Annotated in this window: 15 protein-coding genes; 9 read left to right on the plus strand and 6 right to left on the minus strand. The window is 53.0% G+C overall.

The window, feature by feature from the left end; translation table 11 throughout:
* Positions 1-4: 4 nt before the first annotated feature.
* Genes BUB59_RS06935 through BUB59_RS06945 form a run of 3 tightly spaced genes read left to right on the plus strand, consistent with a single transcriptional unit; the run spans position 5 to position 3,545 of the window.
* Positions 5-508 (plus strand): RNA polymerase sigma factor, encoded by a 504-nt coding sequence (locus BUB59_RS06935; protein WP_073227597.1) that lies wholly within the window; start codon positions 5-7, stop codon positions 506-508.
* Positions 508-1,326: a hypothetical protein gene (locus tag BUB59_RS06940; protein WP_073227601.1), complete on the plus strand. Its 819-nt coding sequence runs from the start codon at positions 508-510 to the stop codon at positions 1,324-1,326. Before BUB59_RS06935 ends, BUB59_RS06940 begins: the two co-directional genes overlap by 1 nt.
* Complete coding sequence (locus BUB59_RS06945; protein WP_143160264.1) at positions 1,326-3,545, plus strand: caspase family protein; 2,220 nt, start codon at positions 1,326-1,328, stop codon at positions 3,543-3,545. The genes BUB59_RS06940 and BUB59_RS06945 overlap by 1 nt, the downstream gene beginning before the upstream one ends.
* Positions 3,546-3,644: 99 nt before the next feature.
* Here the strand turns inward: BUB59_RS06945 and BUB59_RS06950 are convergent, their stop codons facing one another.
* Genes BUB59_RS06950 through aroC form a run of 3 tightly spaced genes read right to left on the minus strand, consistent with a single transcriptional unit; the run spans position 3,645 to position 7,274 of the window.
* Positions 3,645-5,183 carry a hypothetical protein gene (locus tag BUB59_RS06950; protein ID WP_073227608.1) on the minus strand — a complete coding sequence of 513 codons (1,539 nt, stop codon included), beginning with the start codon at positions 5,181-5,183 and terminating at the stop codon, positions 3,645-3,647.
* 59 nt (positions 5,184-5,242) lie between these two features.
* Positions 5,243-6,172 (minus strand): tetraacyldisaccharide 4'-kinase, encoded by a 930-nt coding sequence (locus tag BUB59_RS06955; protein WP_073227612.1) that lies wholly within the window; start codon positions 6,170-6,172, stop codon positions 5,243-5,245.
* 19 nt (positions 6,173-6,191) lie between these two features.
* Entirely contained in the window at positions 6,192-7,274 is a 1,083-nt protein-coding gene (gene aroC / locus BUB59_RS06960) for a chorismate synthase (RefSeq protein ID WP_073227615.1), read from the minus strand.
* Between the two features lie 138 nt (positions 7,275-7,412).
* Between aroC and BUB59_RS06965 the strand changes: the two genes are divergently transcribed.
* From BUB59_RS06965 to BUB59_RS06975, 3 genes are all read left to right on the plus strand, one after another.
* Positions 7,413-7,979 carry a hypothetical protein gene (locus BUB59_RS06965; RefSeq protein ID WP_234979983.1) on the plus strand — a complete coding sequence of 189 codons (567 nt, stop codon included), beginning with the start codon at positions 7,413-7,415 and terminating at the stop codon, positions 7,977-7,979.
* A gap of 322 nt (positions 7,980-8,301) precedes the next feature.
* Positions 8,302-8,886, plus strand: a complete 585-nt coding sequence (locus tag BUB59_RS06970; protein ID WP_073227622.1) for an NADH peroxidase — start codon at positions 8,302-8,304, stop codon at positions 8,884-8,886.
* Positions 8,887-8,908: 22 nt separating this feature from the next.
* Complete coding sequence (locus tag BUB59_RS06975) at positions 8,909-9,427, plus strand: Fur family transcriptional regulator (RefSeq protein WP_073227626.1); 519 nt, start codon at positions 8,909-8,911, stop codon at positions 9,425-9,427.
* Positions 9,428-10,034: 607 nt separating this feature from the next.
* On the opposite strand, the gene BUB59_RS06980 is transcribed toward BUB59_RS06975, so the two are convergent.
* The 3 genes from BUB59_RS06980 to BUB59_RS06990 are packed head-to-tail and all read right to left on the minus strand — an operon-like array spanning position 10,035 to position 12,895.
* Positions 10,035-10,691 carry a potassium channel family protein gene (locus tag BUB59_RS06980; RefSeq protein ID WP_073227629.1) on the minus strand — a complete coding sequence of 219 codons (657 nt, stop codon included), beginning with the start codon at positions 10,689-10,691 and terminating at the stop codon, positions 10,035-10,037.
* A gap of 29 nt (positions 10,692-10,720) precedes the next feature.
* A complete protein-coding gene (locus BUB59_RS06985; RefSeq protein ID WP_073227632.1) occupies positions 10,721-11,434 on the minus strand; it encodes an FISUMP domain-containing protein in 714 nt (237 codons plus the stop codon).
* 54 nt (positions 11,435-11,488) lie between these two features.
* A complete protein-coding gene (locus tag BUB59_RS06990; protein WP_073227637.1) occupies positions 11,489-12,895 on the minus strand; it encodes a TrkH family potassium uptake protein in 1,407 nt (468 codons plus the stop codon).
* A 117-nt stretch (positions 12,896-13,012) separates the two neighbouring features.
* On the opposite strand from BUB59_RS06990, the gene BUB59_RS06995 reads away from it, so the two are divergent.
* From BUB59_RS06995 to BUB59_RS07005, 3 genes are all read left to right on the plus strand, one after another.
* On the plus strand, positions 13,013-13,909 hold the full coding sequence (locus tag BUB59_RS06995; protein ID WP_073227640.1) for a bile acid:sodium symporter: 897 nt from the start codon (positions 13,013-13,015) through the stop codon (positions 13,907-13,909).
* A 12-nt stretch (positions 13,910-13,921) separates the two neighbouring features.
* Entirely contained in the window at positions 13,922-14,728 is an 807-nt protein-coding gene (locus tag BUB59_RS07000) for a DNA alkylation repair protein (protein WP_073227643.1), read from the plus strand.
* A 96-nt stretch (positions 14,729-14,824) separates the two neighbouring features.
* Positions 14,825-15,553: an MBL fold metallo-hydrolase gene (locus BUB59_RS07005; protein WP_143160265.1), complete on the plus strand. Its 729-nt coding sequence runs from the start codon at positions 14,825-14,827 to the stop codon at positions 15,551-15,553.
* The last annotated feature ends 154 nt before the right edge of the window (positions 15,554-15,707 follow it).

Here is a 15,707-nt window from a genome sequence, read left to right on the forward strand (position 1 = left end):
AGGTATGAATAGGCAAGATATTGCAGACAGAATGGCTTTTTCCAAGGTTTACGAGACCTTCGCACCCATGGTGATGCGTCGCTGCCTCGCTCTCCTGAAGGATGAAGCCGAAGCCAGCGATATGATGCAGAACGTCTTTTTACGGATTTATACCAACCGGAACACCCTGGATCTTTCGTCTCCGTCCAGCCTTCTGTGGAATACGGCTACCAGGCTTTGCCTGAATCGTATTCGCGACAAGAAACGCCGCGGCCTCCATGTGGACTGCAGCGAAATGCTGTTGCAGATTGCTGTAGCCGACGACGAGCAGGATGCCTATGCAGCCGCCGGAATCCTCACGAAGATTTTCGCCAAGGAGCCGGAATCCACCCGCACCATGGCCGTTTTGCATTTCGTCGACGGCATGACTTTAGAAGAAACGGCAGAAGCTGTTGGACTTTCCGTTAGCGGTGTCCGTAAACGTCTCCGCACTTTGCAGGAGAAGGTCAAGAATCTGGAGGTAAAGTAATGAATTCCAAGAATTTTGGTCCCGTATCGGACTACAAGATGGAGCAGTACCTGATTGGTGCTTTGCCCGAAAAAGAAATGAAGGAACTTCAGGAACGTGAAGCATCCGACGAAATTTTTGCAGCCCGCGTGGCAAGCCTGAAGGAACAGAACGAAAAGATTCTGGCAGAGAACCCCTTTGAGAATCTGGCTCTTGACTTGGACAAGCTGGATGCTGCGAATGGTGATGCTGGCGTAAGCACCGCAGATATTCATGCGACGGTGGCCCGCTTCAACATCCTGAAGATTGCGGCTGCGGTGGTAATTGCCCTGGGCATTTTCTCTGCGGTATTTGTGGGTGGCAAGTCTGACGTCATTCAGGAATCCGTGACTACACAAAATGCGGGCGTGGATGTGGCCATGGCCACTGTAGATTCCGACACTCGCATCAAGGGTTTGGACGCCCGCATGGAAGTGTGGAAAAAGTCTGAAAGCGGAATTGTTCAGATGGATGACATGTCCACCGCTTCCGAAGGGGATGAAATTCAGCTCCGCTACTCCGTTCCGGAAAAATGCTACGGCATGATTTTCAGTATGGATGGTAACGGTGCTTTGACAGTGCACCTGGGTAATGACAACGAAGCCGTTGCCCTGGAGCCGGGAAAGATGGTGTCTCTGCCTTACGCCTATAAGCTGGACGATGCACCGCACTTTGAAAAATTCTTCCTGCTGACTTCCGCGAAGGAGTTCGCCGTATATGCCGGCAAGCTGGATGAAATCTTGAAACAGGACGGCCTCAAGGCTGTTACTGTAACGCTTCGTAAGAATGGGGGAGTATAATGTTTAGGAATGCGATCAACACGTTTATGACGCTCTGCGGATTTTCCCTGCTGGCTCTTCTGGGCCTTGCAAGCGCCTCTCACGCTGCAGAAAATAATACCATCGATCGCTATGTCATTGCCATCAGTGCTAACAACGGCGGCAAGGGTCGCCCCATGCTGCGCTATGCGGAAAGCGATGCGAAGTCTTTCGCCAACGTGCTGAAGGACATGGGCGGTGTTAAACAACAGAATTTGATTTTGATTCAGGAACCAAGCGTTAGTTTTTTAAACTCCCGCATGGACGATCTGGACAAGATCATCTCTGCAAACAAGGGTAAGAACGGTCGTGAAGAAATCCTGGTCTACTACAGCGGTCACGCAGACGAAAAGGGCCTGCGCCTGGGCAATGAAGTTTATGCCTGGTCTGAGTTCCGCAAGCGTGTGGATGCGCTTTCTGCAGACGTGAAGATTGCGGTCATCGATGCTTGCGGTTCCGGCGCCATTACCCGCGCTAAGGGCGGTGTGGCAGTACCTGCCTTCATGATGGACCAGAGCAGCGATATGAAGGGATACGCCTTCATTACCAGCAGCACCCAGGATGAATCCAGCCAGGAAAGCGACAAGCTGAAAGGCTCCTTCTTTACCCACTCTCTGGTCAGCGGCCTTCGCGGGGCTGGCGACTTGAGCGGTGACGGGAAGGTCACTCTTTCTGAAGCCTATCAGTTTGCCTTCAACGAAACTCTCCAGAAGACTCAGAGCACCATGGGCGGCGCCCAGCATCCTAGCCGCGATATGAATCTGGCTGGTACCGGCGACGTGGTCATGACCGACTTGCGCAGCATGGGTGCAGGCGTTACCTTCGACGAATATCTGGAAGGCCGCCTCTTCATCCGCGATGAAAAGGGCTCCCTGGTGGCGGAACTTTACAAGGCTGCCGGCCGTAACATGTCCCTGGGTCTTCCCGCGGGTAATTACGAACTTCATCTGGAACGTTCCGCCGCTCACAAGGCCGCAAACATCACGCTGTCCAACGGCAAGATTGAAAACGTTGCCCTCGCACAGTTTAAGGATGTAAAGGCCGAGAAGACGGTGGCTCGCGGTGAAATCAAGTCCGAAAGAACTTGCGCCGCTGGCGATCCCGTCATGTGTTCTTTGGACTCTCTGGATCATAATGCAAGCTTCCGCACTACCTTCAACGCTGTGGATCACGAGAAGGAACCTCGGAAGGGCTTGCAGATCGGTGTCTTTGCTTCCATCGCCGATGACTACATGATTGGAAGTCAGTTGAGCCTTATTGCAAACGTGGCCAAGAAGGAAATGCACGGCATTCAGGTTTCCAGCGTTGTGAACGTGGCTAAGGATCATATGGAAGGCGCCCAGGTTGGATCTACCTTGAACTACGCAAGAAGTTTTGATGGTGTACAGGTTGCTCCTTTTAACATTGCCGCAAGAAAGTCTGAAGGTGTTCAAATTGGAAACATCAATGTGGCTGCAGATACCTTAAGTGCCGTCCAGATTGGCGCCATCAACTATGCAGGTTACACTCCTGTTCAGATTAGCGCCATTAACGTAGCCGGCGGTGCAAATGTTCAGGTCTCTGCAATTAACGTGACTGGTGGACTGTTTGGCCCTCAGGTGGGGGCCATCAACTATGCCCATAAGGCGGAGGGCCGTCAGTGGGGTGTCATCAACATCTGTGCTGAATGCGAGAAGACTCCTATCGGCCTCATCAATATCGTCGGTAATGGCGTGTGGTCTCTGACAGGTACCTTTAATGAAATGGGTGGCACTGCCTACAAGGTGGACTTGGGTACGGCCTACTATTACATCAGCTGGGAATCCTCCAGAAACTTCGAGAAAGGCCACCTCTTCGGTCGCTACGATGACGTCTGGGAATCCGGCCTTGGCATTGGAACTCACTTCGGCAAGTATGGCTCCCATTTCGAACTGGAATACATGTTCCTGAATGTGGCCGATAAAGTGGTGGGTGGCTATGGTACTCCTGCAGAGGATGCTGACGCCTCGTTCCACCATCGCCTGCGCTTCGGTTCCACCTGGGAAATCATCCGCGGTATTGGCCTTACGGGAGGTCTCTCTCTCAACCTCTTGACCGAAGGCTTTGGCGACAGTCTGCCGCTGAAGCCTAGAGGGGACTATCACGAAGATGTTTCCGCAAAGGGTCACGAAGGCCGTATCTGGCCCGGCTTCTACGCAGGCCTTACTGTGGGACGTTTCTAACCTAAAGTCTTGTCGAGGAAACTCGGCATCCGCTATTCAAAAAAACGAGCCTTCCATTCCGGAGGGCTCGTTTCTCGTAAAGAGTTTTTATCTGGAAGCCTACTTGGCGGCGTCTGCCTTTGCAGCGGGTGCTTCAGCCTTGGCCGCGTCCGGTTTAGCAGCTGCTTCAGCCGGCTTATTTGCTTCCTTTGCAGGCGGATACAGTTCCAGGGTCTCCTTCAGCTTGCTTGCAACTGCAATGGCACTGTCGAAGATGGCTCGAATCTCGTTCTGAATCTGGTCGAACAATTCCTTGTTGCAGAACAGATCTTCACGAGCCTGCTTGTTTGCCAGGAACAGTTCCTTCAGGGCCAGCATGTTCTTGGTCTGCCTTTCCATCTGGGCCTTGGCTTCCACCTTGCATTCTTCCAGCTGGACTTGCTTCTGCTGGTAGATTTCCGGATCGTTTTCCTTCAGGATGTAGCTGGGCAAAGTAGCGAAGTCTTCGAACTTGTTACTTGGGGTTGTGGTGTTGAAGGAACTGCGTAGGCCAATACCCTTCACTGCCGCATCGATGGAGATGGTGCAGCTGGAGGTGCCGTGATAGTTGCAGCGAACGCGGGTTTCCACCTTGCGGAATTCGTTGAAGGGGTTGAAGTCTTCGTCGGTTTCCATGTAGCGCAGGGGAACGTACAGCGGGGTAGGTTCGCCGGCGATCGTCACGCGGTAGGAAAGGCAGGGCTCGTTGTTGAAAACCTTCGTCTCGTAAAGATTGCAACTGCTGTGGAACAGACGATGCACATTCTTGTAGAGGGCGACAGCATCGTAAGGATCCTTCAGCAGGTCAGGAATCTCCTTCATGATCTGCGCCTTCACGATGTCGTTAAAGTTGGTACCGATGGTGGCGTTAGAGCTGTTCTTGCCCCAGATGGCGGTGCCCAGGAACAAGGCATCCGTAAACTTGGTTTCCGTTCTTTCGTTAAAGAAAGCAACCGCCTTTACCATGTTGGTCAGGGCGATCCACTTGCGGATAGAAACGTAAATACCTTCCTTGTCGCAGAGTTCTGCCATCTTGCCGATGATGCCCAAGGTATCGGCAGACAAGGTCACCTTCTTGATTTCTGCAGTCCAGGTCTTGATCTCTTCGGGAGAGATGGCGATACCCATGGGCACGCGGAAATCTTCCAGCTTGCTCTGGTTCTGCAGCAACTCGCACAATGCCGCCGGAGAGAGACTTTCCGGCAGGGGGATGCTCAAGGTGACGCGGTCTGCGATGTCGGCGCGGTTCAAGGTCACTTCCGGACGCTGGTCGCTGGTAATGATCAGCGGGGCGTTTCCACGATCCGAAAGGGCAATCTTGACATTTTCCTTGGTTTCTTCATCCGTGGGATTGAAGTTCTGGAAAATGATAACGTCAAAAGTGCTCAGGTTGTTGGGGAAGGCCTGCTGGCGGGTTCCCACTTTCAAAATCTTTGCGTTCTTAAATGCGCTGGCAAGACGTTCTGCCAAGAGGTTCTTGCCGGAGCCTGATCTGCCGAAAAGGTAGAAGGGTTCGCCGCTCACTGCGGCAAGGAAACCCAGCTGAAAACAGGCTTCCCTTTCTGGGATGCCCTTATTCAGCGCTTGAAGCAATTCCGAAATTCTTTTCGTAAGCGTCATAATTCCAATCCTCGTATGAAAAATATAATAAATGGAGGCGGAATTATAAACAAAAGGCTCTATTTTGCCAAAACTTCCTGAATTTGAGCCCTGGCCGGGTCACTGACTTGCACCGTCTGACGGGCTATAAAAATCCTCGGGTTTTGCAACAGGTCTTCGGAAAGTCGAAGTGCATCTTTCTGCGAGAGGATCAAGTTTGATTGAGGGTCGTCACGAAGTGCTAATCGAGTGATTTTTTCAAAATTCCTGTCGTGATCCGGTCGGATAATCTGTTTCGTCAAGGTCAGTTCCGCCCGCTGCAAATCCCGAATAAAACGTTTTGGATCGCCTAAACCGCAGATAGCGATATTTTGTCTGTACTGCGGGAACTCGCCCTTACAGTTGGAGATGCTGTCGATGTGGAACAGGATGTCGGGATTCACTCCATAGCAGCGAAGCCCTAAGGTCTTGTTCAGGTCCCGGGCGTGGTCCTGCAGGAGGCTTCGGAACTTACCTGCGGGAATCAGCTGCTCCACTGCCGTGGGCGCCTTCTCCCAGTCCATCCGGAAAATGGCGTGGGGCCGAAGGCGACTGTCCTCGAATCCGTCATCGCAAAGAATGAAGTCCGGCGCTGTTCCCGTCCCGTGGAGTCCGTCGGGCTCGCCCGCTCGGTCCAGCTCTCGGGCTGTCCTGTAGCGGTTGTCCGTTCCCACCACGTTGACCGCTCCCGTCTGGATTTGTTCCGCCAGCTCCTGCTGGAACAGGCGAATCTCATCGAAGGCAGCCTTATGGCAAAGGATCGCCACCCGCTTCCCTTGGGCTGTTAAACGTCGGGCCAGCCATAAGGTGAAGGGCGTCTTCCCCGCACCGCCGGCTCTGAAACTTCCCACCACAATCAGGCGGGAACGCTTAAGCTCCCTCCCTGGCCTCAGGCACAAAGCATGATGCAACGAATAAGCCGCCCAATAATAGGCGGCGATTATTCTGCGAATGGCGTCGAGAAGTTTCATCCCGCGACCTTCGGGACGATTAAAGAAAATTTCGTTTTTGCTGCAGGAATAGATCCGCAAGAACCAACGCAGCCATGCTTTCCACGATCACGGGAGCGCGCACTGCCACGCAGGGGTCATGTCTACCGCGGGCTGCCAGGGTGCCGTTTTCGCCACCGCGGCCAGCAGTCTTCTGTTCCTGGCTGATGGTTGCTGTAGGCTTGAAGGCCACCTTGCAGTAGATAGGCTCGCCATTGCTGATGCCACCCAAAGAACCGCCAGCGTTGTTGGTCTTGGTGTGGTAGGCGTTGCCGTCAAAGAACAGTTCGTCGTTATGTTCGCTACCGTGCATGCGGGCTGCTGCAAAACCGCTACCGATTTCAAAGCCCTTGCTTGCGGGGATGGAAAGCATTGCCTGAGCCAGCAGAGCATCCAGACGGTCGAACACCGGTTCGCCCAGTGCGATGGGCGGGTTCTTCACCAGCAGGCAGACGGTGCCGCCCACGCTGTCCATGTTCATGCGGGCGTCAGTCACCACCTGTTCCATCTTGGCGCTGGCTTCCGGATCCGGGCAACGGACGGGGGAGGCTTCAATCTGGGAGAGTGTCAAGGTGTCCAAGTTCAGGGGGCCGCAGTCTACATTGCCAATGGAGTTCACCCAGGCCATGATCTCGGTGCCTGCCACCTGCTTCAAGAGCTTCTTGGCCACGGCGCCTGCGGCAACGCGACCGATGGTTTCGCGGGCGGAACTACGTCCACCGCCACGGTAATCTCTAAAACCGTACTTCAGGTCGTAGCACAGGTCTGCGTGTCCCGGACGGTACCACTTCTGGATTTCAGAGTAGTCATGACTGCGCTGGTCTTCGTTGAAAACCGCGAAAGAAATGGGGGTACCTGTGGTTTTTCCTTCAAAAACGCCAGAAAGGATCTTTACCTGGTCCTTTTCGTCGCGGGGAGTGGTCAGCTTGTTCTGGCCAGGGCGACGGCGGTTCAGTTCAGCCTGAACGTCTTCTTCGGTGAGGGGGAGGCCAGCAGGGCAGCCGTCCAGGACGGAACCAACACCTGCACCATGGGATTCACCCCAGGTCGTGACGGAAAAAATCTTACCAAAAGTGCTAGACATGTGGCAAAATATAGATAAAAGTCACTTTTTACAAAAAAAAGAGGTGTGAGCAGCAACACTTTAAAGAAAGTTTACTATCTTTTACATTGGTTTTTAGGAGATACCGTGCGTAGAGCAACCCTTATCATAATGGTTTTAATGATGCTTCTGTCTGCAGAGGTGTTCGCTCGTCGTGCGCCCGAACATACCCAGGATTTTGCTGGTATCGCTTTCGGATCCTCCCGTGAAACTGTTATCGAAGAAGTCATGAAGATGGGCTACCAGCCTTATGGCCAGTCCGGTAAGGAAGGTGAACGTGTTGTCGTTCCTATCTTCAAGTTCGGCGAACTGCCGGTCCAGGTTGACTTCATTTTCAACAGCAACGAAAAGTTCAGTTCCTTCGAAATCCGTACCGGTCGTGTGGAACGTTCCCGTATGAGCAAGGCTTTCGAGGCTGTAGAATACATGTCTGACCAGTTTACCCTCAAGTACGGTAAGCCCAACAGCAATCCCCGTATTGACGAAGAATCCAACCTGAAGGAAGGCGTTCGCAACTTCTATCTGGAATGGCTCTCTGTTTCTACCCTGGATATCAATACTGCTGTGGTCCAGATCGAAGGCCGCTACTTCGCTGTAGGTACCGTGACCCATCGCCTGCTGAGCAATGAAAAGGTCAAGAGTGCCGCTCCCGCCAAGGCGAAGGCTTCTAACGCTCCAGTATTTTAAGTTAAACGCTAGCTTGTTATTCTAGCTGGGTCGTCGGGCTTCAAGGTCCGGCTTTTTTTATTCCCCTGGAAAATACTCTTGTCATTGGGGGAAGTTTCTATTTAGTTTAATGGGGACGTGATCCTTGGTTGGGGGTCAGATTTTTTTTTTCAAAAAATTTTGATTTGCCTATTGACTTTTTGTTGTAATGATTATAAATTTGTAATAGTTACAAAGGAAAGAGCCGGTTGAGATAGTGCCGGCTTCACAAAAATAACCCGCGCGATGGTTTTATGGCAATAGACGTTGCGCAAATCTCGGCGAAGGCCGAAGGAGACATAATATGAAGGTTTGGAAGTGCAAGGTCTGCGGTTACATCCACATGGGTGAAGAAGCTCCCGATGAATGCCCCCTCTGCAAGGCTAAGAAGGCTGCATTCGTATGCGAAGGTGAATCCGCTGCAGCAGCTGCATCCAACGGCGCAAAGGTCGTGAAGACTGTTTTCGCTGACGAACACAAGGTGGGCATCGCCAAGGGTCTGGATCCGGAAGTGGTTCAGGGTCTCCGCGAAAACTTCAACGGCGAATGCTGCGAAGTGGGTATGTACCTTGCCATGAGCCGTCAGGCTGATCGCGAAGGCTATCCCGAAGTTGCAGAAGCTTACAAGCGTATCGCTTTCGAAGAAGCTGAACATGCTGCAAAGTTTGCAGAACTCCTGGGCGAAGTGGTTCACGCTGACACCAAGATGAACCTCCAGCTCCGCGTTGCCGCAGAAGCAGGCGCAACTGAAGGCAAGCTCGCTCTCGCCAAGCGCGCTAAGGAACTGAACTATGATGCTATCCACGACACCGTCCACGAAATGTGCAAGGACGAAGCTCGTCACGGTGGCGCATTCGAAGGTCTCCTGAACCGCTACTTCAACAAGTAATGAGATCCGTTTGAGGTAAGTCATGAAAGATTCCGCAGCAATCCTTACGAGGCATAAGATTCGCCCCTCCGTACAGAGGGTCAGTGTGCTCCGTTACCTGCGGGGCGTCAAGACTCATCCTACGGTGGATACCATTTACCAGGCGCTCCTTCAGGATAATCCCGGCATGTCAAGGACTACGGTCTACAACACGCTGGAACTCTTGAGGTCCAACGGTATCGTGACGGCGCTGGACTTTGGTGAAGGCTTCCTGCGTTATGACGCGCAGAGACTTCCCCACAGTCACTTCCATTGCGATTGCTGTGGCCGGGTATATGACATCATGACGCCGCCACCCAACTGTCTGGACTTGCTTCCAAGAGGTTTCTGCCTGAAGCATACCCAGCTGAATATGAGTGGTGTCTGCGCTGAATGTATGCAGAAACCCGAGCCCGCCGCTTCCGTCGAGTCTGCTGCATCCGTCGAGTCTGCCGCTGCGGTGGCGGAATCCGGAGCGAAGGAGCTGAGTGGCGGTGACGCTAGCTCGCAGGTTCATTCATAGGGAAGACGTTTTCTCCTAATAACAAGGCCCGGTGGCATCTGCCATCGGGCTGTTTTTGCAGGTGGATATCGTCGGAATACGGTTTTCCGAGGGTGGAAGTCGTCGCGGGAGGTTCCCCGCTGGCGGGTTCCGCGGGGTGTTTGTCGCGAAAATGCGGGTTCTCGCGGATAGAACATCCTCGCGGGATGGAATCGCGGGTGGACATCGCCGCAGGCTGAAAAAGTCGCGAAAGGCGGGTCGAAAAAGTCGCAAAATCGCGAAATGCTAGTGCGAAAATCAATTTTTCTTGAAATTCATACTACAAAAGCGGTCTTGTGGTGGCCGGCACTAGTATGAATTTCCGTAATTGCTAGAAATTGCACTAGCTTTTACCCGACGAGAGCGTTTTCTCGCTGGTAATTGTAGTGCAAAAACGCCTTTTCGCGGGAATTCATCCTACTGCTGCAGGAAAGTGCTGGAAATTGCCCCGAAAAAATAGTGCGAATCCCGGTGTTTCCGAAGATTCGCACTACAAAATCCTGAAATCGCACTGCAAAATGCCCAATCGCAGGTCCCGCGGGCTGCCAACCCGCCGTTTTTTTCCTGACGGGGCTGTCGACCCGTGGATTTAAGCTTTCAGCTTATCCAGCGCTTCGTTGGAGCCGATGACGAACAGCACATCGTTTTCCTTAAGGACATAGTCTGCGATGTTACCGATCTTAGGCGTAGGTTCCAGCGGGTCGCGGATGGCAATCACCTGAATGCCGTACTTGTGGGTGAGGCTCAGGTCCTTCAAAGTCTTGTTCCAGAAGGCTTCCGGACAGGCCAGTTCCACGATGGAGTAACCTTCCATGAAAGGCAGGTAGTCCAGCATGTTGGGGCGGTTCAATCTTTCTGCCAGAGAGATCGCCATGTCACGTTCCGGATGGAAGATGTCTGCAACGCCCAGCTTTTCCAGGATGGTAGTATGTGCGGGGCTACTGGACTTAGCGATGATGTGCTTCACGCCCAGTTCGCGCAGGTTCAGTACTGTCAGGAGAGAAGCCTGCAGGTCTTCGCCGATACAGCAGATCACGCTGTCCACCTTAGCCAGGGGCAGGGACTGGAGCTGTTTCTTGCGGGTGCCGTCGGCAACCACTGCCTGGGCAACCTGGTTGGAAATATCTTGAATCTTTTCGGGACTGGGGTCCACCACCATCACGTCATGACCAAGGGCGGTCAGGTGACGTGCCAGGAAGTAGCCTGTATTACCCAGGCCGATTACTACGAATTGTTTAGATGCCATATCCTAAAGATAGAAAATATGGGAGGCGTCTAGAGATTGTCGAAGCTGGATGCCTTGCTAGGGCTTCGGAAGAATTTGGCCTTATTGGGCGCTTCGCCCTTGATACAGCGTACGGAATTGGCCTGATCCTTGTAAAAACCCTTCTTTTTCCACCCGCTTGGGGATTCATAGGTGTAAAAGAAGGCGTAGTCAGCGTAATCCGGGTCGGATTCCGCGGTCCAGAAGGTGGCGGTGTAGTCGTAGGCGTAAAAATCCCCGTTGAAGGCTCTGTAACCGCCCTTATGGGGGAAGATGTCTTCGTCGTAGATAACGTTGGACAGTTCCGCTACGGTGGGGAGACGCCAACCCTCGGGACAGGCCCTCTTGGCCATTTCCCAGGTGTACAGTCTTCCGGTCTTGAGGCAGGTCCTGTCGTTGTTCTCGAAGCAGACGCTAGGGACCTTACGGATGTTCATGTTCTGGGTCATCCAGAGATTGCCGTTGATCCACTTGACAGTGTAGGTCTTGTTGTCTCGAGGGTCCGTGAAGGTCCCTTCCATACTACCCGGGTTGGAACCGTCGTCGGTTCTCTTAATCTCTAGCTTTTCTTTAGCCGCGATGGAGTCTAGTCTTGCTTTTTCCGCGGCGTCTCGGCGGGCCTGTTTTTCGGCCTTTGTCTCAAAGGGGCTTTCGTTCCAAACGGACGCATTGGCGCCCACGGCCGCGAGCAATAGAACCGTAGATAAGAGTTTCAGAAAACGCATAGACCTAACCTCGTTTCCGTCCAATATATAAAAGATGATAGACTGGAGGCTAGATTAGCCCACCATGATGTCTTCTTCGGCGTACCACATACCATCATCCTTGTTGGTTGCCACCGCAGAAATCAAGAACAAGGGTCCCATACGACCGATGAACATGACCGTACAAATCAGGATCTTGCCCGGGATGGACAGGTCGGGGGTGATGCCCATGGACAGACCGCAGGTACTGTAGGCGCTGACCACTTCGAAGAGGATGGTCAGGAAGTTGGACTGCTCGATGGAGTTTCCGTTGGCCTCGGTCTGGAGCAAAATCAGGGTTGCCGCCACCACAACAACGATGGCCACCACGAAGATTCGCACCGCCTTATCCACCGTAGTTTCCGGGATGGTGCGGCCGAGAATTTGAGTCTTTTTACGGCCCAGCAGGCGGTTGAACCCCAGGAGGGCGATCACTGCCGTAGTGGTGGTCTTGATGCCGCCACCGCAGCTACCCGGGTTGGCACCGATGAGCATGATCACGATAAAGAAGAAAAGGCTGCCGATACTGAGGGAGGGCACGTCCACGTTGTTGAGACCTGCGGTACGGCTGGTAAACGCCATGAACACGCTGGACTGGACCTTTTCCCCGAAGGTAAGGCTAGCGAAGACGTTGCTCCATTCGCTAAAGATGAAGAACGCGATGCTGACGCCTACGATAATCAGGGTAAAGCCGGTAGCGATGCGGGTATGGAGGGATACCTTCTGGAAGGAACGCTTCTTGAAGTCGAAAACATAGCGGGCTTCCGTAATGGCCAAAAAGCCGAAACCGCCGGCCAGCGCCAGGACGCAGGTGGTGATGTTCACGATGGGATTCAGCTGGAAACGGACCATGGAATCCGGGAACAGGGTAAAGCCCACGTTACAGAAGGAGCTGATAGCCTGGAAGACGCTCCCGAAGATGCGATCGTAAAGGGAGTACTCCTCCAGGGCGAATTCGTTGAACTGGGTAAAGTACATGACCGCGCCCACCGCTTCCAGCCCGAACATGAAGGGCAGCACTGCCTTAAGGATTCGGGTGGCGTCCACGTTACCTTCCTGGGTGTAGTTGGCCAGCAGGGCGGACTGATGGTTGAATCCCGGATGCATACCGGCCAGCAGGATAATCACCGTAGAAATCGTCATGATACCCAGACCGCCAGCCTGCATGAGGATGACCAGAATCCAGTTACCGAAGATGTTGAAACTGCTACTAATATCAATAGTGGAAAGCCCCGTCACGCAGACTGCGGAGGTAGCCGTAAAGAAGGCGTCCAGGATACCGATGTGTTCGCGCTGGGCAAACGGCATGGACAGCAAGAAGGCTCCAAGAGAAATCAGGGCCAGGTAACCCGCCACGATCATCACGATGGGGTTGCCGGTCTTTTTCTTCTTGTCGACCGTCTTTTCGACATAGTCGAATGCTTCATATCTAGAACGTAACATGGCGCCAAATGTAGTAAATCATTGCCTATAAGTCACTTGCATAATTGGGTTTCTTGCGAGGAGCAAGGTCGCCGAGCCTTGCCGAGGCGTCCGCCTTTAGCTATTTTTGGCGCCGTTATGAAGAATTTGCGCGCCATTTTGATGCCGATTGCCATTATTTTGGGCATTTTGCTTCCTCAAGCCAGCGTTCTTGCGCCGACCCTTCCTTTCCAGATCGGAACCATGATGCTCCTGACCTTCATTGGAAAGGTCCCTCCCCAGGAACACGGCTATACCTTCAAGATTGAAGTTCGAGCCTTTATCGCAAGCCTTTTCCTGCTGGCACTCCTCTGGATTTCTGTGGAAGTTTTCGGCCTGCCTCGCGAAGTTCTTCTGGGTGGCGCCATTATCTGTTTGTGCCCTCCCGCAAATGCCGCTCCCGCCATGGCCAAGATGCTGGGCGGAAACCCGGTACTTGCCCTGAAGATTTTCCTCAGCGGCCACTTGATCGCCTGCTTCAGCATCCCTATTATCTATGGCTACCTGACCGGTTCCGAGGCGGGCTTTGCTGACATTGCCCTGCGCATCTTCAATTCTATCCAGCCCATCATTTCCATCCCCCTGGCGTTGGCCCTGGGCGTGCGCTCCTTCTACCCGGAGTTGGCCGATAAGGTGGCGAAGTTCTCCAAGTACACCATCTTTATCTGGACCTTCAGCGTGTTCGTGATTCTCGCCAAGGCCAGCCGCGACATTCGCGAAATGGGTTTTGCTGACTTGTGGAATAGCGGAACCCTCCCCATGCTTGCCATCGTGGCGCTAGTGATTTGCATTCTGCAGTTTGTGCTGGGCTGGTTCTGCGACAAGAAACATCCCATTGAAAGCTCCCAGAGTATGGGCCAGAAGAATACAACGCTAGTGATTTGGATTGCAAGCCTGTATGCTGGCCCTGTTGCCGCCATCGCCCCCACTTGCTACGTGGTGTGGCAGAATCTGGTGCTCACCTACATGAGTGCAAAAGTCAAACCGAAGAAATAGTATCTTTGGTTTATGACTCACGCGGAACTCGTCAAGAAACTTTTTAAAAATCAGGATTTGAAGTACAAGGAATTCCATACGGCTTTGGTGCCGGGAATTCCTATGGACACTTATATAGGCGTGCGTGTGCCCCTGCTGCGAAAACTGGCGAAAGAGTTTTTTGGTACGACGGGAAATGTCGCGGGTGGGAACGTTGTCGCGGGTGGTGAAGTCGCGAAGTTTATGGATCAGCTTCCTCACAAGTATTTCGAGGAAAACCACATCCATTCCATGCTGCTGGAACATATCAAGGATTTCGATGAGTGTTTGGCTCGTACGGAACAGTTCCTGCCTTACATAAACAACTGGGCCATTTGCGATGGAAAAAAGCCCCGCGCCCTTTTGAAAAAGCCGGACGTGTTCCTGAAACGCATCGCGGAATGGGTCAAGTCGGACCATCCCTATGTAGCCCGCTTTGGCATCAACATGCTGATGGATCTCTTTCTGGATGACCGCTTCGACCCGAAATATTTAAAGTGGGTGGCCTCGGTGGATACGGCCAAGTACAGGTCCCTGCCCGACGGCAGTTTGAATTCGCGGGTGGCGGCGGTGACGCCGGCCGGAGTTCCGCTGGCAAATCCCGAATATTACGTCCAGATGGAAGTGGCCTGGTACTTCGCTACCGCACTTGCAAAACAGTGGGATGCCGCCATCCCTTATATTGAAAAGCGAAAGCTGGACGCCTGGACCCACAATAAGTCCATCCAGAAATCCATTGAAAGCTACCGCGTGTCCGACGAACATAAGGAATACCTGCGGGGGTTGAAAATTTTAAAGTAGCGAAGATGTAACTTTCCCTTCCGTTGTCATTCTGAGCGAAGCCCGTTAGGGCGAAGTCGAAGAATCTATCGTTCTAAATAGATGTACATTTGTCTCGTGCAAGAAAATCTGCTATCAAGAATCCTCCATCTGCCGGCCTCCGGACCTAGCGAAACTAGCCCGCTGAGTGCGGATGTGTACGCCATTCGCGGGGAAACCGCCTGGTGGATTTTTGACGTGGGCGCCTGCGACGAGGCTGCCGACTTCGTGAACAGCCTGCCATGTGATCGTGGGGAGGGCACCGCACCCCTCCAGAAAAATATCGTCATTTCCCATTTCCATCGGGACCATGCCTTCAATCTTTCGCGGGTTCGTTTTGACCGTCTCTTTGTGGGCCGCGAAACTTTCCGTCATTGCGACGCCACCATCCAGGCGCGCCGCGACGTAACTGTGGTGGAATCGCCTGTTGTGATTGAAGACGGCTTGCGATTTTGCATTGAGCCCATTCCCAGCAGTCATGCCAAAGGTTCCTTGATGCTGACCGTGGGCGGCGACGAATCCGCCTGCGACGCTGCTAACCCGAGTACAGCCCGCGATGAGACCAACCCGATTGTCGCCTTCCTAGGCGACTCTACGTATCCTACCGTCGGTCACGGCAAACCCGACTCTTACAACGTGCAGTTGCTCTTCCAGCAGATACAATTCCTGCGGGCCTGCGAGGCACGAAACTTCTATATGAGTCACCGCCGTTTTGTTCCGCGAGAAAAGGAATCGGTCCTGCAGATTCTTGAAGGCTATTACGCCCAGCGGCAACCCAATAAAAATCTGATCGAAGTCTCCCGATAAGCGATTGTCGAGGGACCTTTTTTCATGTCGCTTTTGAAGCGACCATTCTTTCTTTCTTTGCGGCTATATTTATCGCATAAAATCAAATTCTTGCGCCTGCATCTGGCGGGGTTTACTAAAGCCATTTTGGAAACGATAAAGAAAAAGGAGGTTC

Source organism: Fibrobacter sp. UWEL (genome assembly GCF_900142535.1).
In the GTDB taxonomy this organism is placed as follows: Bacteria; Fibrobacterota; Fibrobacteria; order Fibrobacterales; family Fibrobacteraceae; genus Fibrobacter.